At 61.5% G+C, this 20,036-nt stretch carries 19 protein-coding genes; 11 read left to right on the forward strand and 8 right to left on the reverse strand.

The annotated features are described in order from the left end of the window. Window positions 1-129: 129 nt before the first annotated feature. Window positions 130-1,029 (reverse strand): LysR family transcriptional regulator, encoded by a 900-nt coding sequence (locus AC1HFW_RS11410; protein ID WP_049054069.1) that lies wholly within the window; start codon window positions 1,027-1,029, stop codon window positions 130-132. A gap of 108 nt (window positions 1,030-1,137) precedes the next feature. Between AC1HFW_RS11410 and AC1HFW_RS11415 the strand changes: the two genes are divergently transcribed. The 7 genes from AC1HFW_RS11415 to AC1HFW_RS11445 all read left to right on the forward strand — a co-directional run bounded on the left by AC1HFW_RS11415 (window position 1,138) and on the right by AC1HFW_RS11445 (window position 7,414). Beyond that, window positions 1,138-2,130 (forward strand): Bug family tripartite tricarboxylate transporter substrate binding protein, encoded by a 993-nt coding sequence (locus tag AC1HFW_RS11415; protein WP_479283381.1) that lies wholly within the window; start codon window positions 1,138-1,140, stop codon window positions 2,128-2,130. A 34-nt stretch (window positions 2,131-2,164) separates the two neighbouring features. Next, entirely contained in the window at window positions 2,165-3,211 is a 1,047-nt protein-coding gene (locus AC1HFW_RS11420; RefSeq protein WP_479283382.1) for an Ldh family oxidoreductase, read from the forward strand. A gap of 27 nt (window positions 3,212-3,238) precedes the next feature. After that, window positions 3,239-4,210 carry a Bug family tripartite tricarboxylate transporter substrate binding protein gene (locus tag AC1HFW_RS11425; RefSeq protein WP_479283384.1) on the forward strand — a complete coding sequence of 324 codons (972 nt, stop codon included), beginning with the start codon at window positions 3,239-3,241 and terminating at the stop codon, window positions 4,208-4,210. Window positions 4,211-4,214: 4 nt separating this feature from the next. Beyond that, complete coding sequence (locus tag AC1HFW_RS11430) at window positions 4,215-4,985, forward strand: MBL fold metallo-hydrolase (RefSeq protein ID WP_479283386.1); 771 nt, start codon at window positions 4,215-4,217, stop codon at window positions 4,983-4,985. 132 nt (window positions 4,986-5,117) lie between these two features. Continuing rightward, window positions 5,118-5,912, forward strand: coding sequence for a transporter substrate-binding domain-containing protein (locus AC1HFW_RS11435; RefSeq protein WP_479283388.1), 795 nt, complete (start codon window positions 5,118-5,120; stop codon window positions 5,910-5,912). A 135-nt stretch (window positions 5,913-6,047) separates the two neighbouring features. After that, window positions 6,048-6,896, forward strand: coding sequence for a class I SAM-dependent methyltransferase (locus AC1HFW_RS11440; RefSeq protein ID WP_479283390.1), 849 nt, complete (start codon window positions 6,048-6,050; stop codon window positions 6,894-6,896). 206 nt (window positions 6,897-7,102) lie between these two features. Then, window positions 7,103-7,414, forward strand: a complete 312-nt coding sequence (locus tag AC1HFW_RS11445; protein WP_479283391.1) for a hypothetical protein — start codon at window positions 7,103-7,105, stop codon at window positions 7,412-7,414. 113 nt (window positions 7,415-7,527) lie between these two features. Here the strand turns inward: AC1HFW_RS11445 and AC1HFW_RS11450 are convergent, their stop codons facing one another. From AC1HFW_RS11450 to AC1HFW_RS11460, 3 genes are all read right to left on the reverse strand, one after another. Beyond that, entirely contained in the window at window positions 7,528-7,740 is a 213-nt protein-coding gene (locus tag AC1HFW_RS11450) for a hypothetical protein (RefSeq protein WP_479283393.1), read from the reverse strand. Window positions 7,741-8,065: 325 nt separating this feature from the next. Beyond that, a complete protein-coding gene (locus tag AC1HFW_RS11455) occupies window positions 8,066-8,794 on the reverse strand; it encodes an HNH endonuclease (RefSeq protein ID WP_479283394.1) in 729 nt (242 codons plus the stop codon). Continuing rightward, window positions 8,791-10,029, reverse strand: coding sequence for an AAA family ATPase (locus tag AC1HFW_RS11460; RefSeq protein ID WP_479283396.1), 1,239 nt, complete (start codon window positions 10,027-10,029; stop codon window positions 8,791-8,793). Before AC1HFW_RS11460 ends, AC1HFW_RS11455 begins: the two co-directional genes overlap by 4 nt. Window positions 10,030-10,321: 292 nt before the next feature. Here AC1HFW_RS11460 and AC1HFW_RS11465 point away from each other — a divergent pair, with 292 nt between their 5' ends. Then, window positions 10,322-10,630 (forward strand): hypothetical protein, encoded by a 309-nt coding sequence (locus AC1HFW_RS11465; RefSeq protein WP_479283398.1) that lies wholly within the window; start codon window positions 10,322-10,324, stop codon window positions 10,628-10,630. Window positions 10,631-10,802: 172 nt separating this feature from the next. Further along, window positions 10,803-11,036 (forward strand): hypothetical protein, encoded by a 234-nt coding sequence (locus tag AC1HFW_RS11470; protein WP_479283399.1) that lies wholly within the window; start codon window positions 10,803-10,805, stop codon window positions 11,034-11,036. 388 nt (window positions 11,037-11,424) lie between these two features. Here AC1HFW_RS11470 and AC1HFW_RS11475 read toward each other — a convergent pair whose 3' ends face one another. Continuing rightward, window positions 11,425-11,637 (reverse strand): hypothetical protein, encoded by a 213-nt coding sequence (locus AC1HFW_RS11475; protein WP_479283401.1) that lies wholly within the window; start codon window positions 11,635-11,637, stop codon window positions 11,425-11,427. A 296-nt stretch (window positions 11,638-11,933) separates the two neighbouring features. Between AC1HFW_RS11475 and AC1HFW_RS11480 the strand changes: the two genes are divergently transcribed. Together AC1HFW_RS11480 and AC1HFW_RS11485 are read left to right on the forward strand one after the other, a co-directional pair. After that, the gene (locus AC1HFW_RS11480) at window positions 11,934-13,946 is read left to right on the forward strand and encodes a DUF4034 domain-containing protein (protein ID WP_479283402.1); all 2,013 of its coding nucleotides are present in this window, start codon (window positions 11,934-11,936) and stop codon (window positions 13,944-13,946) included. 167 nt (window positions 13,947-14,113) lie between these two features. After that, entirely contained in the window at window positions 14,114-14,989 is an 876-nt protein-coding gene (locus tag AC1HFW_RS11485; RefSeq protein WP_479283403.1) for a leucine-rich repeat domain-containing protein, read from the forward strand. A 65-nt stretch (window positions 14,990-15,054) separates the two neighbouring features. On the opposite strand, the gene AC1HFW_RS11490 is transcribed toward AC1HFW_RS11485, so the two are convergent. From AC1HFW_RS11490 to AC1HFW_RS11500, 3 genes are all read right to left on the reverse strand, one after another. After that, on the reverse strand, window positions 15,055-16,695 hold the full coding sequence (locus AC1HFW_RS11490) for a restriction endonuclease (RefSeq protein WP_479283405.1): 1,641 nt from the start codon (window positions 16,693-16,695) through the stop codon (window positions 15,055-15,057). Window positions 16,696-16,858: 163 nt separating this feature from the next. Further along, window positions 16,859-17,569, reverse strand: coding sequence for an NYN domain-containing protein (locus AC1HFW_RS11495; protein WP_479283406.1), 711 nt, complete (start codon window positions 17,567-17,569; stop codon window positions 16,859-16,861). Between the two features lie 191 nt (window positions 17,570-17,760). Continuing rightward, entirely contained in the window at window positions 17,761-19,938 is a 2,178-nt protein-coding gene (locus AC1HFW_RS11500; RefSeq protein WP_479283408.1) for a TonB-dependent siderophore receptor, read from the reverse strand. Window positions 19,939-20,036: the final 98 nt, after the last annotated feature.

Here is a 20,036-nt window from a genome sequence, read left to right on the forward strand (position 1 = left end):
CGAGCCGCGCCAAGTCGTACCTGAACAGGCCGCGTTTTCGCGGCCTGTTTGCTTTTCGGCTTGCGGTTGATGCCCGTCCTCCGCCGGCGGCCGACAACGCAGCGGCGTCCCGCTTGAACCGCGCGCCGCCTACTTCTGCCGCGCCTCCACCCGCTGCGCCAGCAGGTCGTAGAACAGCCGCGCCACCGGATTCAAGGTCTTGCCGCGCGGATGGATCAGGCCGATGGTGCGGCTCACGGCGGGATTGCGCAGCGGCACGCTGACCAGGGTGCCATGGTCCTCATCCGGCATCGCCAGGCGCGGCACCACGCCCACGCCCAGGCCCGCCTCGACCATGCTGACCAGCGCCGGCACGTGCTGCACCTCGCAGAAATGGCGCGGCCGGCTGCCGCTGTGCACCAGCGCCTGGTCCATCAGGAAACGGTTGCCGCTGCCCTGCGCCAGCGTGATGTACGGGTGCGCCTCCAGGTCGGCCCAATCCACCGACTTGCGTTTGGCCAGCGGATGCTTGCGGCTCACCGCCGCCACGAACGGCTCCTCCAGCAGCGGCTTGAACTCGATCTCCGCGTCATTGGCGCCGATGTAGGTCAGCCCGAAATCCGCGTCGCCGCGCGCCACCGCCGTCAGCACCTGCGATGACGACTCGTCGATGATGCGGATGCGGATGCGCGGATAGCTGGCGTGGTATTCGCGGATCACATCCGGCAGGAAATACGCCACCGCCGACGGCACGCAGGCAATCGTCACCATGCCCGACAGCCGCTCGGCCACGTCGCGGATGCCGACCAGCGCGCTCTCCAGCTCGTTCAGCACGCTGCGGGCGCGCGGCACGAAGCCGCGGCCGATGGTGGTCAGCTCGACCTTGCGCGTGGTGCGCGTCATCAGTTGCACGCCCAGCGCCGCCTCCAGCTTGTCGACCCGGCGCGACAACGCCGACTGCGACAGATGCAGCGCCTCGGACGCCGCCCGAAAACTGCCCAGGTCGGCCACCGCCAGGAAGGCGCGCAAATCGGCAAGATCGAAATTCATGCGTTTTCATCAAGAATTGAACGAATTTTTGCACTTTACTCGATTCCGAGGGCGGGGCACGATGTCTCCCAGCCGCAACCAATAGCGGCCTGAACAGGAGACCTGCCCATGAAGTCGCTACGGAGAGCCTGCCTGCGCACCGCGCTGGCGCTGGCCACCGCCCCCTTGCTGTTGTCCGCCACCGCGCCGGCCCGTGCCGACGACTGGCCGCAGCGCCCCATCCGCCTGCTGGTGCCGTATGGCCCGGGCGGCAGCTCGGACGTGGTGGCGCGCGCCGTCGCCGTCGAAATGTCGCGCGACCTGGGCCAGCAGGTCATCGTCGAGAACAAGGGCGGCGGCCAGGGCAGCATCGCCACGGTGGAAGCGGCGCGCGCCCGGCCCGACGGCTACACGCTGATCCTGGGCCACGTCGGCACCCTGGCGGTGAACCCGACCATGATGCCCAACCTGTCCTATGACCCGCGCCGCGACTTCGCCCCCATCATCCTGCTGGCCAAGCTGCCGATGGTGTTCGCCGTCGGCGCCAAGGTGCCGGCCAACACCCTGCCAGAATTCGTGGCGCTGGCGCGCGCCAAGCCCGGCGTCCTGAACTACGGCTCGGCCGGCAATGGCAGCGCCGGCCACCTGGCCTTCGAAATGCTCAAGACCGCCGCCGCCATCGACGTGATGCACGTGCCGTACAAGGGCACCGGCGCCCAGGTCACCGACCTGCTGGCCGGCAACACCGACGCCGCCGCGGCCGGCATCCCCGGCCTGCTGCCGCACGCGCAGGCCGGCAAGATCAGGATCATCGCCGTCGGCTCGGCCGAGCGGCTGCCCATCCTGCCGGACGTGCCCACCGTGGCCGAACAGGGCTATCCCGGCTTCGAAAGCTCGCAATGGTTCGGCCTGCTGGCCCCGGCCGGCACGCCGCCGCAGGCCATCGCGCGCCTGCAGGCCGCCGCCCAGCGCGCCCTGCAGACCGACGCCGTGCGCCAGCGCCTGGCCCACGACGCCGCCGAACCGTCCGGCGCCGGCCCGGCCGAATTCGCCGCCTTCATCGACGCCGAAGAGCGCCGCTGGAGCAAGGTGGTGAAAGACGCGCGTCTCTCCGCCGAATAAGCCCCTCTCTTATTTCACACAAGGATTGCTGATCATGGCCGCCACTGCTGGCTCCCCCTCCCTCGTCCCGGAAACCGAACTGCGCGCGCTGGGCGTGCGCGCCTTCGAAGGCCTGGGCCTGCCGCGCCAGGACGCCGTCGACGTCGTCGACATCCTGGTGCTGGCCGACCTGTTCGGCCTGTCCACCCACGGCCTGTCGCGCATCGAATCGTATGGCGAGCGCCTGCAGGTCGGCGGCATCAACCGCCAGGCCCGCATCCGCGTGGACAGCCCCGCCCCGGCGCTGCGCCTGGTCGACGGCGACAACGGCGTCGGCCCGCTGGTCGGCATGCACGCGCTGCGCGCCGCCATGCAGGCCGCCAGCGAATGCGGCGTCGGCCTGGCGTTCGCCCGCCAGAGCAACCACTTCGGCCCCATCTCGCCCTACGGCCTGATCGCCGCCGAGGCCGGCTACGCCAGCATCATCGGCAGCAACGCCACCACCACCATCGCCCCCTGGGGCGGCACCGACGCGCGCGTCGGCAACAGCCCCATCGGCTTTGCCGTCCCCAACCCGGACGGCGCCCACTTCCTGCTCGACATGGCGATGAGCGTTGTGGCCCGCGCCAAGATCCGCAACGCCCTGAAGGCCGGCCAGGCCATCCCCGACACCTGGGCCACCGACGCCCAAGGCCAGCCCACCACCGACCCCAAGCAGGCCCTGGACGGCTTCCTGCTGCCGATCGGCAGCCACAAGGGCTACGGCCTGGCGCTGATGGTGGACCTGTTCGCGGGCCTGCTGTCCAACGCCGCCTACCTCACCCACGTCAAATCCTGGGTCGATGCGCCCGACGAACCGCAGAACCTGGGCCACTTCTTCCTGCTGATCGACACCCGCCGCCTGGGCTCGACGCAATGGCTGGCCGAACGCATGAACGACTTCGCCGCGATCCTGCACGCCAGCCCGGCCGCCGACCCGGCCCGCCCCGTGATCCAGCCCGGCGAGATCGAACTGGCCAAGCTGGCGCGCCAGCGCGCCCACGGCATCGAAGTCGCCGCGGACGTGCTGGCCCTGCTGCGCCAACACGCCGGCCAGGGCTGAGCCGGCATCCCGGAGGAGACCCACAACATGAAGCCCATCACACTGCTCACCCTGGGCCTGGCGACGGCCCTGGCCGCGCCGCAGGCCGGCGCCGCCGACTACCCCAGCCAGCCGATCCGCCTGATCGTGCCCTACGTGGCCGGCGGCGCGGCCGACATCACCGCCCGCGTGGTCGCGGCCCGCATGGGCAAGACCCTGAAGGGCACCATCGTGGTCGAGAACAAGCCCGGCGCCAACGGCATGATCGGCACCGACTTCGTCGCCAAGGCCGCGCCCGACGGCTACACCCTGCTGCTGGACGCCAGCGGCCCGCTGGTGGTGAACCCGTCGCTGTACAAGAAAACGCCCTATGACCCGCTGAAGGACTTCGCCCCGATCAGCCAGATCACCAGCTACCAATACGCGCTGGTGGTGCCGCAGCAGTCGCCCGCGCACGGCATCGACGACCTGCTCGCCGCCGCCCGCAAGAAACCCGGCGCCGTCACCTATGGCTCGGCCGGCCTGGGCGCCGGCGGCCACCTGGCTGGCGAACTGCTGGCGCTGCGCACCGGCACCCAGCTGACGCACGTGCCCTACAAAGGCAACGCCCAGGCCCTGACCGACGTGCTGGGCGGACAGTTGTCCTTTACCTTCGACACCACCGTCACCGCCACCCCGCACATCCAGTCCGGCAAACTGCGCGCCTACGCCGTCACCGGCCCGCGCCGCGCCTCCAGCCTGCCCGACCTGCCGACCATGCAGGAGCTGGGCTACAAGGACTTCGTCATCACCCAGTTCCAGGGCCTGCTGGCCCCGGCCGGCACCGATCCGCGCATCATCGCCACCTTGCACGACGCCGTGGTCCAGGCGGTCAAGGACCCCGAGGTGGTGCGCAAGCTCGCCACCGAAGGCGGCAACGAAATCGTCGCCGGCACGCCCGAGGAATTCACGCGCCAGTTGCGCGACGACCTGCAACGCTATCGCCAGCTGATCAGCGAGGCCCACATCACCGCGGAGTGACCCCATGTACCAGATCGACATCCTGATCCAGGGCTACCCCGGCCGCGCCGTCTGCCACGGCGGCCTGGGCTGGAGCACCAGCACCCTGCTGCGCTCGGACCGCCACAAGATCCTGGTGGACGTGGGCGCGTTCGGCGTGCGCCACCTGCTCGGCCGCCACCTGGACGCCTGCGGCGTCGCGCCGGCCGACATCACCGACGTGGTCCTCACCCACGCCCACTACGACCACGCCGTCAACTTCACCCTGTTCCCCAACGCCACCGTCTGGATCGGCGCGCAGGAACTGCAATGGGCCGCCGCGCAGCCGCCCGGCTTCAACCCGCTGCCGGAACTGTACGTGCGCGAACTCGACCAGCTCGACCGCGTGCGCCGCATCGGCGACGGCGACGTTTTCCTGCCCGGCATCACCGCCATCGCCGCGCCCGGCCACACGCCGGGCCATTTGCTGTTCTACGTCGACGACCCGCGCCAACCCATCCTCTTCACCGGCGATGCGGCCAAGAACCGCGCCGAGCTGGTCTCGGGCCAGGTGGCGGACACCGCCGACGCCGCCGCCAGCCACGCCAGCCTGGAGCGCATCTGGGCGTGGTGGCGCAAGCGACCGGACACCCTGCTGGTGCCTGGGCACGACCTTGGCATGAAGCTCGACGCCGATGGCGCGCCGGTCTATGTCGGCGAACGCCGCGCCGCCATCAATGCCTGGTTCGGCGACGATCTGGAGCCGCAACGGATCGACTTGTGCTGTGCGCCGACTGCGGGGCGGTACAGCGTGTGAGCTGGCTGCTACACGAGGTGACCCGTCCACTACGGCACTCAAACCGTAGCTGCCGCCTGTGAGCTTCCGTCACGGCAAGCAAGCCATCCACTACCGCCTTTGAATTTCCCACTGTCCTCCACCCATAACGCCATGACCGCGATTTCCAGCACTACCGCCCGTTCGGACGCCACCGCCCATTCCGGCGCCGCCAGCATCCCCGCCGACATCGTCAGGGCTTTCACCCCCACCGGTGCGCTGCGCGCCACCATCAACCTCGGCAACCCCATCCTGGCCAACCGCGACGGCAACGGCGACCCCGTGGGCGTCTCCGTCGACCTGGCCCGCGCCTTCGCGCAGCGGCTCGGCGTCGCCCTGGAACTCATCGTCCTGGACAGCGCCGGCAAGGCCGTCGACACCGTCAGCCAGGATGCCGCCGACATCGGCTTCTTCGCCATCGACCCCAAGCGCGCCACCGGCATCGCCTTCACCGACGCCTACGTCCTGATCGAAGGCGCCTACCTGGTGCGCAACGATTCGCCCCTGCGCGAGATCGCCGAGGTCGACGACCCGCGCCACCGCGTCACCGTCGGCCTGGGCAGCGCCTATGACCTCTACCTGACCCGCGAACTGCAACGCGCCGCCATCACCCGCGCCGCCACCTCGCCCACCGTGGTCGACACCTTCCTGCAGACCGGCACCGACGTCGCCGCCGGCGTGCGCCAGCAACTGGAAGCCGACGCCCGCCGCCTGGGCGGCCTGCGCCTGCTGCCCGGCAGCTTCATGACCATCCGCCAGGCCATGGGCCTACCGCGCGGGCGCGGCGACGCCGCGACCCGCGTCCTGGCCGACTTCGTCGAAGACATGAAACGCAGCGGCTTCGTGGCCCAGGCCCTGGCCCGCCATGGCATCGACGGCGCCGCCGTCGCCCCGGCCGCCGCCGGGTGACCGGCCGACCGGCGCACTGCTGCACGCCAGGCCCACCCTGTGGACCGCCGGACGGAAAGCCGCCGGTTTCGTTAAACTGACGCTTTCCGCCTTCCACTGCGCCCCGCCCCACGCGGGGCGCATTGCCTTACCCCCATGTCCGACAAAACCCACGACATCCGCCCCGGCCAGTCGATCGAACTGCTCAAGGCCCTGCACATCCTGACCCGCGACGGCAAGATGAACCAGGACAGCCGCCGCAAGCTCAAGCAGGTCTATCACCTGTTCCAGTTCATCGAACCGCTGCTCAAGGACGTCCAGCAACAACGCGGCGCCGTCACCCTGGCCGACCACGGCGCGGGCAAGTCGTACCTGGGCTTCATCCTGTACGACCTGTTCTTCAAGGAACAGCCCGAGGCGCTCAAGAACGGCTCGCACATCTACGGCATCGAGACCCGCGAGGAACTGGTCAAGTCGTCGGAAGAACTGGCCAAACGCCTGGGCTTTGACGGCATGTCGTTCCTGAACCTGTCGGTGGCCGAGTCCATCACCTCCGACAAACTGCCCGCGACCATCGACGTGGTCACGGCCCTGCACGCCTGCAACACCGCCACCGACGACGCGATCCATTTCGCGCTGGAGAAAAAGGCCAAGTACATCGTGGTGGTGCCCTGCTGCCAGGCGGAAGTGGCGTCGGTACTGAGGAAGAACAAAGCCAAGGCGCTGGCCGATCCGCTGGCCGAGATCTGGCGGCATCCGCTGCATACGCGGGAATTCGGCAGCCAGATCACGAACGTGCTGCGGTGCTTGCAGCTGGAAGCGCATGGGTACCAGGTCAGCGTGACGGAGTTGGTCGGGTGGGAACATTCGATGAAGAATGAGCTGATCATCGCGCAGTACAAGGATCTGCCGCGCAGGAAGCCGGCGGAACGGCTGACGGAGATGTTGGATCGGATCGGGTTGCAGGAGTTGAAGGATCGGTTCTTCCTGCCGCAAGCGGCTTGAGAATTGAAAAAGGACCCTGTGGGGGTCCTTTTTGTTTTGGGCGCTCATCTAGGGAAGGGATGAAAACGTCACCGTTGGCACTGGCACCCATATGCGATGCACCTACACTCGCCCTGCGATCACACCAACGATCACCCGGGATGACAGCCGGAAAACCAAGGGAGCAAACAGCCACAGCCATAGTTCACACCCCAAAGGAGCGTGCAATGAGCCACCATCCCTATACCCTTGACCGCTGGGCCACGCCGGATGATCCGGAGAGCGTGCCGATCCGGTTTGCTGATCTTCGGAAGATAGAACGGGCTTGCCTGGGCATCTGGGCCATCGCCCGGATCGTGGGCAATAGCGCGACGGAACCCGAGGGCACCGGCGCGGAGCCGTTGGAACCGTGGATCAGCGCCAACTTGCTAGGTGGCATTGAGAGCCTCTGCGATCACATTGCGGATCTTGCAGAGCCGGCTATGGACGGGGCGCGATTGGATATAGAAGTCGCGATGACGGAAGGGTCATTGCATTGATTGGCGCGGTTGCGGTGTGCTTGACGCCATCGGGATACCGGCACGTCGCAAGAGTGGGAAACCGACAGGATGCTGCGCCACCCGCCACGCCACCGCCCACGCTGAGCTATCGCTCAATCACCCGAGCTGCGACGCAACCGATCGGTCGAGGCCTTGTTCAGGCGTTTCGCTTCGGCTTCCGCGTAGCCTTCTTCGCCCGGCTCGTACTTGCCGTCATACATGCAGCTGCTGCGATACCAGCGGCATTCGTTGATGAGGGAACAGCCGGACGTTAGGGCGGCGAGAAACAGAACGACACCACAACGGCCTAGGGTTTGAATCGACATGGGGCTCCTATAGCCCAACCGTCCAAATATATCGCTCAACTTTCCGCCAAAGAAAAAAGCAACGTCACTGTTATAGCTTTGACCCATCCGAAAAACCATATCAATTACAGCACAAGGAACTTATCTAACGCTGGGAAAGGATGACCGAATCATATTTACAGTAAGCGAGTCACTCGAACGAGTCACTCGAACGAGTTACGATGACTGCGATATAAGAAGCCTTTGAGACGCATGACTTACTTAAGACATGATCAGGCGGTATGAAATTAAAAACTTCTCAGGAGCGCCTTTCGATAAGACTCTTAAATAACTTGATTAACCCTCATCATGGCAGCGTATAGATTGCAGTTTTTAACTTTTGAAGAAGCGAAACCAATTCCAGTCCATCCTGAGAAGACAGTCCGAGTTTCAACCCTTTCATTATTCGATCATGCAAAGCAGCCGCACTACCATTCAATCCATTAATCGCCTGAGCCCGCTCCAACTCCTTGAAAGACAATAAATCATAAGTGCTTTCCCCGACTGAAGAAAGAGGAAAGTACTTCGCAAAACTCAAAGATTCCGTACCTATTTGCACGAACTTAAGATGCGTCGAATAATTAAAACCCTGTTCCACAGGATTTATTATAGGAAGAACTGTGGAAGTTAATTTTCTATCAACCGAACTTCCCTTCCACATATTGCAATGCACACACCCAACCGTTAGATTGGAAAACTCAAATGCTTTAGCCGGGTACTTTTTTTTGGGCACCACATGCTCAATGTGCCACGCCCAACCATAATGTCCAACAGGGCGCTTACAATACGAACAGCTACCACAACACTCATCAAAGAGTTTATTTTTAACCATCTGCCGAAGCTGTTCGTACGTCTTAACTTCCTCTGCAGTGAATTTAAAAGTTTTTGTTCGATATCTTTTTCCTTTGAATTTTTTCGAAATCGCTGGCGATGAGAAGGCAGACCACGCCTCCGTTCCATCTAGCTCTTTATTTCTAAGCATGGTGATTAGCTTAAGAAGGTGCTGTTTCTGGCTTCCTGTGCACAGCGTAATCATGTTGAAGCTTCCCTGAATGCAATTGACCAATCCCGACGGATCAGTAAAAGTGCCGCGTTAATTTGCGCCACTGCCTCGACTGAAAGACCTTCAGTAATTTTCAGTCGCTGCAATAAGGTCTCCGCCTCAGATCGGTCTTGGGCACCTTCAGTTACCTGTAAAACAGTGTCTGCAATTTCCACACTGATTTCACGAGCATGATATGGCGCGACCTGAAAATACCTAAGCACCAATTGATCGTGACTTGCGACATCGGCGAAACTATGCATGTCCAAGCTGACTTTCCCGCGTCCGAGTGTTAGTTCACCCAGGCGTTCCCCCTCCCCCACGTCATGACGCAGGATGGCGACTAGATTTCTCGTGCTGAGCGGCTCGTATTTTGCTGCTTCGCTAATGACAATCGGAGCATGAGTGGCGATGACCACATGAAATCTAGTTAGCCGAGACAAGAGATCCATTAACGTCTCATGGAATCTCATTTGCCAGTGCAAATGCAAACTCACTTCGGGTTCGTCGATAAGAAAGACAGCCCCCTGCTCCATATTGCTTAGCACCTTAGCAAGAACCAGTATACGGTTCTGCTCTCCCGTACTAAGTTGCCTAAAATTTAGACGCTCGTCACCATTAAACGCGACATCAATCTGTATATCAACACCCAATTCCAAATACTGAAGAAGTGTGTGGATCTGCGGCACCGTCAATCGCTCAAATCTCCCGCCCCCTTGAGCAATGCGATTCAATATCGCCATGTAATGCGGGGTCCCGAGCGCCCTAAAAGCAAAGGCTCTTCGTTTTCGAGATTTACTATTTTCAGATGACGCTTCAAGAAGTTTCTTAACTTGCAATTGAACTTCTTTTCCAAGACTGAACGACAAATCCATAGAAACAGTTTTTCTTAGGGAATCGAATAGTTTTGGATCGATGATCATTGCTCGCAGAATCAACCTAGCGAGCTGGCGATCAATGCCTGACAAGAAGACTGCATTAGTCTGATTTCTAGCCCCCAAATAGCGAATTCGACCGCTGTCGCCATATTTAAAACGATCGTGAAGAGAATTTGCGATGCACGCAACAGGACGCGCAGGGCGCGCCACTGCCAGACGTTCAGCTAATTCGCCAAGGACCCGACTTTTACCAGTTCCATTATTTCCAATAATATAAGTAACTCGACCAGCTTTTGAACTTCGCGTTGACTTTATTACTCTATCCTCTAATAGGTCAACAAGCTCTTCCATAGCTGTCTTAGTAGTTTCCCCACCATTTCTGCGCACCATCAAACCCTCTTTTTCATGTATATTTTTATAATTTTAGGTTAAGTATTTTTTAGTTACATTGGAAACAATAGCATAGAATTGCGTGATGGCGTAGGAACACAAGCATGGTTGGCTACAACCTCCGGCGTATTGATATCAGCGACACGCTGAACTCGCAGCACATAAGAGGAAGGTCATGTGCAACGCGCGGAACGTGAAGGCTCGCCGCTGGCTAAGCACAGCATGGCGCATCGGCACCTGTTCGACAGGCAAGATGGATGCATCGCGCCGCGAGAATGTCGAGACGGTGTTGCGCTTGCTGCAGGAATCACGCGAGGAACCGCGCGCCGAGATCGGGCTGGCCTATGCGCGCGGTCACGGCGCCAAGAAGAACCGCTTCGCCGCCATCGAATGGGTCGGACACGCCAGCAAGCTGCAACCGGACGACGAGGGTATCGACGATATCCATGGCGAGGTGATGACCTCGCACAGCCTGGTCAAGACCATCGGCACGGTGTTCGGCGCGTATCTGGGGCGCGGCGGCGTGACGCCGGAAGACCTGCCGCCCAAGCCGGCCGGATAAACCGTCTGGCGGGAAAACGGAGGCACTCTCCACAGCGCCGCCAAAGCAGAACGGCAATCCGGCTCGCGCGGGATTGCCGTTCTGCTTCATTGTTCCACCCTTCGAGAATGCCCGTCCCGCTTTCTTTTCGACTGCCCGGGTCGTATACCTGGTCAGCGGAGCCGATGCCCGATTGGAATCGCTGGAAGTCAATGTGCCGATGCGATTCACGGCTGAGGACTTCCCCGCATTGCGGGCGTTGTCGCTATTGCCCGACAAGCAAGGCAAACTGCTGTGTCAGGCCATGCAGCTACCGCTTGCGGAACCCAATCGGTTCAATGTGCCCTTCGATGCGACTCTGTTCGACCGCGCTACCCTACCACGTTCAGCACCGCAGCGACGACTCCCTGTTTTCTCAACTGAATGAACCCCAGGCGCTGATCTATGCCTGCCTGCAGTCGCGCCATCATGACGGCCACATTCGCCAGCGCCAGATTGAGCGGCTGGCGAGGGCATCGGAGCCTTAAGTTGTACCGTTCCTGGTACAGCTCTGCAGCGAGTACGTCGTTGAAATCCTGCAGGAAATCGAGGCGTGCCTGCCACGGCTAGACAGGCGCGTCTACGGCACGGTCCTCGAAGAGAATCCGGCCTTTCTGGATCTGGCGCAGCAACGCATGACCAGTTACTGGGATTGCTACTACCGACGGCGCTATCCCTAGCGCGAAAGCTATGTGGGATTTCGCTTGTTCGAGCAATTGCGCAGTTGGCGAGTTGCGGGCTAAGGCCTCGCCCGCTTGGACGGCTCGACCTGGCGATCAATCGCCAGAGCTGCGACGCAACCGATCGGTCGAGGCCTTGTTCAGGCGTTTCGCTTCGGCTTCCGCGTAGTCTTCTTCGCCCGGCTCATACTTGCCGTCATACATGCAGCTGCTGCGGTACCAGCGGCACTCGCCACCCAACGAGCAGCCGGACGTCAACGCGGCAAGAAACAAGACAACACCAAAGCGGCCCAACGTTTGAATCGACATATCGCTCCCTGAAGATCCATGTAGTGTACGGGATGGAGATGACGATGAAAAAAGACCGACGCTGACGCGGAGACTCGCGCACATCAGATGCGCTGAGAGAATGACCTGACGCTTCTTTGCACTACGCAGCGCGTTTTCCTGGTGGCTTGCCCTCGCGCGGAGCTTCAACAGCGATATGAATTACATTTTGAAATTAGGACTTGTAATTTGTCGTTTTCATTTTCTACCTTGGCTCATGGATAAGGCATCATCTGCGCCTCAGCCGATCAATCGGTTTTTCTCCATCGGGTGTTTCCTTGCCATCCCTCACTGCAATTCGCCGAGACCTCCGCGCCCTGGTTCAATCCCGCGCTTTTTCTCAAATCGACGCCTACTACAGCGATCTGGAACGGCAAGATTGGGACACCACTGACCAGCAAGGCTCGCTCTATTCCGAAGCCGTCCTCTCCGGCACCCTCTTCGACTACAGCACCGTCCCCTACCCGCAAGCCGCCGACTTCCTCCAGGCCTGGATCGCCGCCTGCCCCGACTCCTACCACGCCCATCTAGTCCTGGGTAACTTCTGCTTCGGCCGCGCCGCCGATATCCGCGGCTTCGGCTGGGCGGACAGCGTCACGCAGGACCGCTGGATCGGCTCGGCGCTTGCATGTGAAAGCGCCGCCGCAGCCCTCTTGAAGGCCATGACGCTTTCCCCGCGCCCGGTGGCGGCCTGCGTGACCATGATGCAAATGGCCGCGCATTTCAAAGAGCCGTATTGGCTGCGCCAGTTATTCGAAGGCAATCCCCCGGAAACCATTACCCACGACGACATCGAGGAACCCGGCCTGTTGGACGCCGCGCTGGCGCATCTGGCGGACTACGGCGTGCCGCGCCTGCAACCGGACCAGGCGCCGCAGGCCCTGCCCGCTTGGCTGGCGCCGCGCGCCGAGCACGAGATGGACCAGGGCAAGGATTATTGGCTGCTGCGAGCGCTGGAACTGCGCCCCGGCCATATGGAAACGCTGACCGCGTATGCACAGTATCTGCAACCGCGTTGGGGCGGCAGTTACGAGGATATCGACGGCCTGGCCAGCGGACCGCTGTGCGAGACGCTGACGGAACCGCAGCGCAACGCGATCCGCTGGATCGGGCTGTGGGACGAGTTGAGCGATTTTCCGGAATCGGATGAAACCCAGGCGGTGCAAGCCCATCGCCAGGCCTTCGAATCGTTCCTGCAACGCGATTTGCGCCCGCAAGAGCGCGGCGAGGCGCTGGGGCGGTTCGCGAATTTCATCAGTTATTCGCTGGGCGACCATGCGCGTGCCCGCGCGCTGCATGCGCAGAGCGTGGCGGCGTTCCCGGGGAATATGTATTTCGGCGAGGTGGACGGGCCGTTCCGCAGTTTTGCGCATGTGACGCTGATTCACCATATCCCGGACGATGACGGCGCGTTCAAGCGCGTGCTCGAGCGCATGTGCCACTGGAACCAGTTGGCGACGCCACAGGCGTTGGTGGCGGTAGCGCACCATTTCGGGCTGTGGGGTTTTGAACAGGATGCAGCCAAGGCGCAGCAATTGCTGGATCGCGCGACAGAACTCGGCCGGGACCAGGCGGACGACAGTTTCAATGTGCTGGGGGCGGCCGCGATGCTGTGGGATGGCGGCGCGCACGAGCAAGGCTATTTCCTGACGCGCCAGCTGGCCGATCGGCGCCTGCCGGACGCGGCCAGCAGCATGTACGACATTCACCGCGGTTTCCGCGACAACACGCCGGATCATTATCTGAATGAGGCGGTGCGCGACGAATGGCTGCAACGCGCGGTGGACGATGGCTCGCCGCTGGCCAAGTACAACATGGCGCATCGCCATCTGTTTGACGGCAAGATGGATTTCTCGCGCCGCGAGAATGTCGAGACGGTATTGCGGCTGCTGCAGGAATCGCGCGAGGAACCGCGCGCCGACGCCCTGGCGCGGCTGCGCATCGGGGTCTTGCTGCGCGACCACGGCACCGACGCAGAAAAGCAGGCCGGCGTGCGCGAGTATCTGCGGCCGCTAGTCGACGAGGACGACGACTGGCGCGCTGCCCGCGCCAGCGCCGAGATCGGGCTGGCCTATGCGCGCGGCCACGGCGCCAAGAAGAACCGTTTCGCCGCCATCGAATGGGTCGGACACGCCAGCAAGCTGCAACCGGACGACGAAGGTATCGACGATATCCATGGCGAAGTGATGAACTCGCACAGCCTGGTCAAGACCATCGGCACGGTGTTCGGCGCGTATCTGGGGCGCGGCGGCGTGACGGCGAAAGACCTGCCGCCCAAGCCGGCCGAATAAACCGTCTGGCGGGAAAACGGGGTGCCCTTCACGGCACCGCCAAAACAGAACGGCAATCCGGCTCGCGCGAGATTGCCGTTCTGCTTTATTGTTCTACCCTTCGAGAATGCCCGTCCCGCTGTCGCCATGCCCTCCTTGCCGACAGACGCCATGATTCTGGAGCCCGTATGTCGCCAGTCCCGTTTTCGACGCCTCAACCCGGCCGCGACAAGCGATGGCTGTTGATGCACAGCCGCCAGGCCGCGCAGGCGCATGGCTCGGATCAAATCCTTTTCTACGATGCGCCGCCGGATGCGGCAACGCTGGCGACGATTGAATACGTCCATCTGTGGGCGCCGCCCTTGGACCCAGTGGAAGCCGTGCCGGCCTTGATCGCGCAATTGCCGTCGCTGACCCATCTATCCATCGGACCTGGCAATATCCAGGCCTCGGTCGTCAAGAACCTGCGCGCCGACCTGCTGCCGGCCAGCCTGCGGCATCTGTCGATTTTCGATTGCCCGGGTTCGCATACCTGGTCGGCGGGACCGATGCCGCTATTGGAATCGCTGGAAGTGAATGTGCCGATGCGATTCAAGGCGGAGGATTTTCCCGCGCTGCGGTCGTTGTCGATATTGCCGGACAAGCAGGGCAAGTTGCTGGATCAAGCCTTGTATCTGCCACTGCTTGCGGAACTGAATCTGTTCAATGTGCCTTTCGATGCGACCTTGTTTGATCGCATCGCGGCTTTGCCGCTGGTGTCGCTGGGGTTGATGTCGGGACGTTCGTTGCAGACGCTGGCGGGTATCGAACGGTTGTCCGGATTGCGGTCGCTGCGGCTGAAGAATCAAGGGGTGCTGGAAACGATCCGGACCATCGCCGTGCTACCGGCGCTGAAAAACCTGAATATCCAATATTGCAAGCGGATCACGGATATCGACGTACTAGGAGAGCTTGCGGGATTGCAGGAGTTGACATTGATCGGGTGCGGCGACATAGGGCTACGCGATTGGGAAGCTAAATTACGCGCCAAAATCCCCCGAGTGAATATCGCGGCAACGACCTAGGATGGCGCTAAAGGATGTCGGCTCAGATTTGATTCGCATGTGAAGGCGACAACGCCCCCTGCCCTCTACACCAGGATCTTTGCCTCGATACCCGCATGCTCTCTCAACAGATATAGCAACCCACCCCCGTCAATCAATTCAATGGGCTTATCCTGAGAGAATTTGTAGGCGTCGACCCCATAGCCACTTGTGCATACCAGGATGCCTTTGGTCGCGCCTTCGTTCATCATTGTGCCAAAAAGATCTCGTACCGCCGCCACGCCAACCGTGTCACGATAACGTTTAGCCTGGATCACGACCTTGCCGCCTAGGATAGGGCGCGTATCAAAGGCAACAGCATCCACGCCTCCATCCCGAGACGCCCGAGTGAGCTTGGTATCCAGTCCCATGCTGCTGAACAGGTTCGACACCAGCACCTCAAATTCGCCAGGGGTCAGGTCCAACAGATTGGGCCTTGACTCTAGATCACTGAGCACGTTGCCCTGCTCTATGAAACGTTTGTCGACCATATCGAACTCGACAATAGGCTTGATAGCCTGCAGTTCGTCGGGGCGGCTCGATACCTGCGCACCCAGATTGCGCAAGCAGGCGATCATGTCGACACGATCCAAAAGCAACGCTTGAAACTCAGACTTCTCTGCCCTCACGGAGACGACGGGAACACGGACTTCTCGCCCGCTGGATGGATCTATCGTATCCACGACGCCATTAAAGGTTACAAGCGCGAGCGCATCGGCTTGATCCGCCTCGAACAATTCATGCAGTGTTCGCAGCGTTATGGCCGCAACGACGCCCTGATATAGACGCTTGATATCCGCGGGCTTTCGCGCTTTGGTGTCAATTTGGTCTCGGGTCTTGACGTAGCGATGCTCCAGTTCCGTAGGCACGACGGATATGTGAGGTATCTCATACTCCACCACCAACGCTTTGCTCTCTTCGAGATAGGCCATTCGGAATTTCTGCGGAAACCCTTCTTCAGGGTATTCCGAGCGAACCAAGACCATCTCGTTGTACGCAATGACGGCGTCGCCCTCGCACGCCTGATAGGCCGCTTGAAAATCGTCGACCTCCGCATTGCGCCGCGCCGCCTCGGCATCGTAGGTTGCTTTTTTCTGTAGGTACTGGTCGTGCAGTGTGGCAACCTGTGCCCGCTTATCTTCTTCCCATAATTCGAATGATTCCAATCGCTGTTGGTTCTGTATCCTGGCTTTTTCCTTAGCCAATTGGTGCCTTTTACCAGCGCCCGGGATCAGCCGCTTCAACCCTGCTGGAGTTGGCACCGTGATCAACGAAGGCGGATCTGCGGGCCGGAGTTCTGCGGCGATCTCAAAAGGTGCGAATGGCTCGAAATGCCGGAGGCTATCGAAGTCAATGACGTCATCACACCTGAGCGTGTGCGGGAGGATATCTTCCAGCGCTTCGACCTGTTCGTTCAATTCGGCATTGAGGTCATCTGTTTCCGCTTGCCGATCAAAAAGGTACTGCGCTTTCAACGCCTTTTCGGCTTCGCGATCCTCCCTGGCCTGCTGGGCGGCCAATCTTCGCTCATCGCGATGACGCTGTGCCGTGTCCCTACGTTCGTCGCGCTCGACTTGTCTGGCATATGCAAGCTGCATCCGGGCGGCACGATTACGCTCTCGCTCGGACGCAGCGGCTGCGCGCGCCGCTGCTCTGATAAATGCTCCGAAACCGCTACGGCGTGCCATGCTGCCCCCAATATCTTCTAAGCCAAGGTTGAATAGATCAGGTCCACCTCACCTCGGACAGATATCTCTACCCGAGACTAATGTATGCAAATATTACCTGAACTCAAAATACCCCTGATCCTAGGGACAACACGGTGCCAAAGCCACGCCTGACTTCCTAGCATTACTTTCGTTTTAGCCGGATGTGCATGTCCGTGATGACAGACTGATCCCCAACTTCTTTGATCTCGATATAAGGTTGGGCACGCACGAGCCCGCCAAGTTTGGCAAAGCCATAATTGCGGGAATCAAAAGAGGCGTTGTTCTTGACGATATACGACCCGACCGCTCCCAAAGGCGCCCATCCGTTGTCACGAGCGGTGTTTTCAATTGCCCTGGCCAGAAGCACTTTCAACTCCGCGATCTCGGCAACTTCAGCATCGGCCTTCGGCAGGTCCTGCAACACCTCGAAGAAGATGAACTTGTCGCAGGCCGCGATAAAAGCCTCCGGCGTTTTTTTCTCGCCCAGTCCATAGACCACCTTACCCGCCTCTCGCAGCCGGGTCGCGAGCCGAGTGAAGTCACTGTCAGAGGACACCAATACGAATCCGTCGACGTTACCCGCGTACAACAGGTCCATGGCATCAATGATGAATGCGGAATCGGTGGCATTCTTCCCGGAGGTATAAGCGAATTGCTGAATGGGCTGGACCGCGTGACGATGTAGCTGGGCTTTCCAGCCGGCCAGATTCGCAGTAGTCCAGTCCCCGTATGCGCGCTTCACTGTCGCAGTCCCGTATTTAGAGACTTCTCCAAGCAGATCTTGAATAACCTTCGCCGAGGCGTTGTCCGCGTCAATGAGCACCGCCAGCCTGCTCACATCACCATTGGCCATGGTCTTCTCCTCCTGTTATGGATGTGGGACTCGATCAAAAAATGCTGTCTGCCAAGGACCCTCGTGATTGATTGCTTTATTCAGGATCGACCTGATTCTAGCGGACGGCCAATCCAGTTGGCTTCCCGTGAAGAATATTGACTGGATCGCAACCGCTGTTGACCAATATCGTTCGTCCTTTGTCTGTCCCCTCACCACTGATACGCCATCTTCAAGCTGACCACTCTCCCCGCTCCCGCGAAGCACCCGTTATCCAGGTCATAGCATCCCCCGCTATACCGCTTGTCGGTCAAATTCGACACATTCAACTGCACCTTCGCCCCCTTCAAGCTCGGCACCTGCCGGCCCAGGTCGTAATGCAGTTGCGCATCCACCAACGTGTATCCCGGCACGCGGAAATCCTGCAGCGTCTTGTATCCGCCCCAGCTCCCCCCGTTATGCCGCACCCCGAGCGCCGCGCCCAACCCCGACGGTGCATCCCACGCCAGCCAGACGCCGCCAAAGCGCGTCGGCACGCGCGATGGCGTCCTGCCCACTTCATTGGCATTGCCCTTGGTGTATTCGACGTTCTGCCACGTATACGCCGCGATCACGCTCCACTGCGCCGTCAGCCGCGCCTGCGCTTCGAGTTCCAGGCCGCGTGAACGGACCTCACCCGACTGGATCGACATGCGGGGGTTACTCGGGTCGGGGCTCAACACGTTGGTCTGGGTCAGGTTGTAGATCGCCGCGGAGAACAACGCCTCCCAGTTCTCCGGCTGGTACTTGAGGCCCGCTTCGAACAGTTCGCCCCGCGTCGGCTTGAACGGCTTGCCGCTAGCCGACAGGCTGTTCACGGGCTCGAAGGATTGCGCATAGGTCGCGTACGGCGCCAATCCATTAGTGAAGCGATACAAGGTGCCTGCACGCACGGTGGCGGCCTGGTCCTTCTGGGTGAAGCCGCCATGCCAGAGCCTGTCGGTGGAATCGATGGTCGACCAATCCTGACGCACGCCGACGGTGGTGTGCCAGTTGCCGAGCGCAATCTGGTCCTGCACGTAAAGCCCGGTCAGCGTCGAACGCACGCCCTTGTCCATGACCTTGGGCGGGACGGGTTGCGACGCGCCGTAGACGGGGTTGTAGATATCCAGTTTGGTACCGTTGTAAGTCGTTCGGTAGTCCCCGTCACCGCGCATCTGCTCCCACACCAGGCCGGCCAGCAAATCGTGGCGCGCCGCGCCTGTGGCGAAGCGTCCCTTCAGCTGGTTATCCAGCGTGAAGCTGTCGTAGCGCTCGGTCGAGCCCAGCACCTGACGGTCGATGGTGCGCAGGTCTGGCTGCAAAGCGGCCAGGACCACGGCGGCATAGTCGCTGTCGACGCGGGTATGACGACCGTTCAGGCTCATCGACCAGTCGCCCGCCAGCTTCTGGTCGAACTGGTAGCCCACGGCACGGATGGTGCGCGCGAACGTGTCGTAGCCCGGCTCGCCCACGTTGAAGCGGGGCGGCAGTTGGCCATGGGGGTTGGGCAGCACGCTGCCGATGCCGGGTACCGACGAGATCATGCCCAGGCCGGGATCATCCTGGTAGCGTGCGTACAGCGTGAAACGGGTGGCGGCGCTGGGTTGCCAAGTGAGCGAGGGCGCGACCGCGCGGCGGCGCAGCCAGGTGCCGTCCAACTGGCCATCGCTGTTCATGGCGGTGCCGACGACCCGGAACAGCAGCGTGCCGCGTTCGTCGGCCTTACCGCCCAGGTCGAACGAGCCACGGCGGTAGCGGCTGGTGCCGCCCTCCAGTTCGATGAGACGCACGGCATCCTCGCGCGGCAGCTTGCTGGTCAGCGCGATGACGCCGCCAGGCGTGGACGTGCCGTACAGCACCGAGGCGGGCCCGCGCAGCACTTCCATGCGCTCCAGCAGGAAGGGATCGACCTGCTGGCCGCCGAAGACAATGCCGCGGCTCAGGCGCATGCCATCCAGAAAGGTGTCGACGGGGCCGTTATCCGTGGTGAAGCCGCGGATGCTCATATCGTCATAGGCGGTAACGGCGCCCCAGGATTCGGTGGCGACGCCGGGCGCATAGCGGAAGGCCTCGTTGACCGAACGCACGTCGCGCGCGTCCATCTGTTCACGCGTGACCACCGAGAGGGATTGCGGAGTCTCGATCAAGGGCGTGTCGGTGCGCGTGGCCGAGCTGGAGCGGCGCGGCACCAGGCCGTCGTCCTGCGCAATGCCGACGACCTCGACAGACGGCAAGGTAGGCGCGTCCCCCCTCTTGGCCGCCTCGGCCGCGTGCGCTGCGCCGGGCTGGGCCCAGGCCAACAGCAGCAAATGAAATCCGACGGTAAGAACCCGGGGCGATGCGCATCTGGCGCGGGATTGGAAGATCATGAGCGTGGTCCGTTTGTTTGATGGCACACATCCCGGGGGGCCAGCACGTACGGCTGGCGCGATATATGGGCAGTGCTTCAAGGAGACTCCATTTAATA

Source organism: Achromobacter sp. ISS7 (assembly GCF_056523125.1).

Excerpts from the sequence above, each read along its gene's own strand:
- AC1HFW_RS11410 (WP_049054069.1), bottom strand. The coding sequence starts at position 1,029 with ATGAATTTCGATCTTGCCGATTTGCGCGCCTTCCTGGCGGTGGCCGAC.
- AC1HFW_RS11475 (WP_479283401.1), bottom strand. The coding sequence starts at position 11,637 with ATGTCGATTCAAACGTTGGGCCGCTTTGGTGTTGTCTTGTTTCTTGCC.
- AC1HFW_RS11455 (WP_479283394.1), bottom strand. The coding sequence starts at position 8,794 with ATGATTACGCTGTGCACAGGAAGCCAGAAACAGCACCTTCTTAAGCTA.
- AC1HFW_RS11415 (WP_479283381.1), top strand. The coding sequence starts at position 1,138 with ATGAAGTCGCTACGGAGAGCCTGCCTGCGCACCGCGCTGGCGCTGGCC.
- AC1HFW_RS11420 (WP_479283382.1), top strand. The coding sequence starts at position 2,165 with ATGGCCGCCACTGCTGGCTCCCCCTCCCTCGTCCCGGAAACCGAACTG.
- AC1HFW_RS11445 (WP_479283391.1), top strand. The coding sequence starts at position 7,103 with ATGAGCCACCATCCCTATACCCTTGACCGCTGGGCCACGCCGGATGAT.
- AC1HFW_RS11485 (WP_479283403.1), top strand. The coding sequence starts at position 14,114 with ATGTCGCCAGTCCCGTTTTCGACGCCTCAACCCGGCCGCGACAAGCGA.
- AC1HFW_RS11490 (WP_479283405.1), bottom strand. The coding sequence starts at position 16,695 with ATGGCACGCCGTAGCGGTTTCGGAGCATTTATCAGAGCAGCGGCGCGC.
- AC1HFW_RS11460 (WP_479283396.1), bottom strand. The coding sequence starts at position 10,029 with ATGGAAGAGCTTGTTGACCTATTAGAGGATAGAGTAATAAAGTCAACG.
- AC1HFW_RS11430 (WP_479283386.1), top strand. The coding sequence starts at position 4,215 with ATGTACCAGATCGACATCCTGATCCAGGGCTACCCCGGCCGCGCCGTC.
- AC1HFW_RS11440 (WP_479283390.1), top strand. The coding sequence starts at position 6,048 with ATGTCCGACAAAACCCACGACATCCGCCCCGGCCAGTCGATCGAACTG.
- AC1HFW_RS11465 (WP_479283398.1), top strand. The coding sequence starts at position 10,322 with ATGGATGCATCGCGCCGCGAGAATGTCGAGACGGTGTTGCGCTTGCTG.
- AC1HFW_RS11495 (WP_479283406.1), bottom strand. The coding sequence starts at position 17,569 with ATGGCCAATGGTGATGTGAGCAGGCTGGCGGTGCTCATTGACGCGGAC.
- AC1HFW_RS11500 (WP_479283408.1), bottom strand. The coding sequence starts at position 19,938 with ATGATCTTCCAATCCCGCGCCAGATGCGCATCGCCCCGGGTTCTTACC.
- AC1HFW_RS11425 (WP_479283384.1), top strand. The coding sequence starts at position 3,239 with ATGAAGCCCATCACACTGCTCACCCTGGGCCTGGCGACGGCCCTGGCC.
- AC1HFW_RS11435 (WP_479283388.1), top strand. The coding sequence starts at position 5,118 with ATGACCGCGATTTCCAGCACTACCGCCCGTTCGGACGCCACCGCCCAT.
- AC1HFW_RS11450 (WP_479283393.1), bottom strand. The coding sequence starts at position 7,740 with ATGTCGATTCAAACCCTAGGCCGTTGTGGTGTCGTTCTGTTTCTCGCC.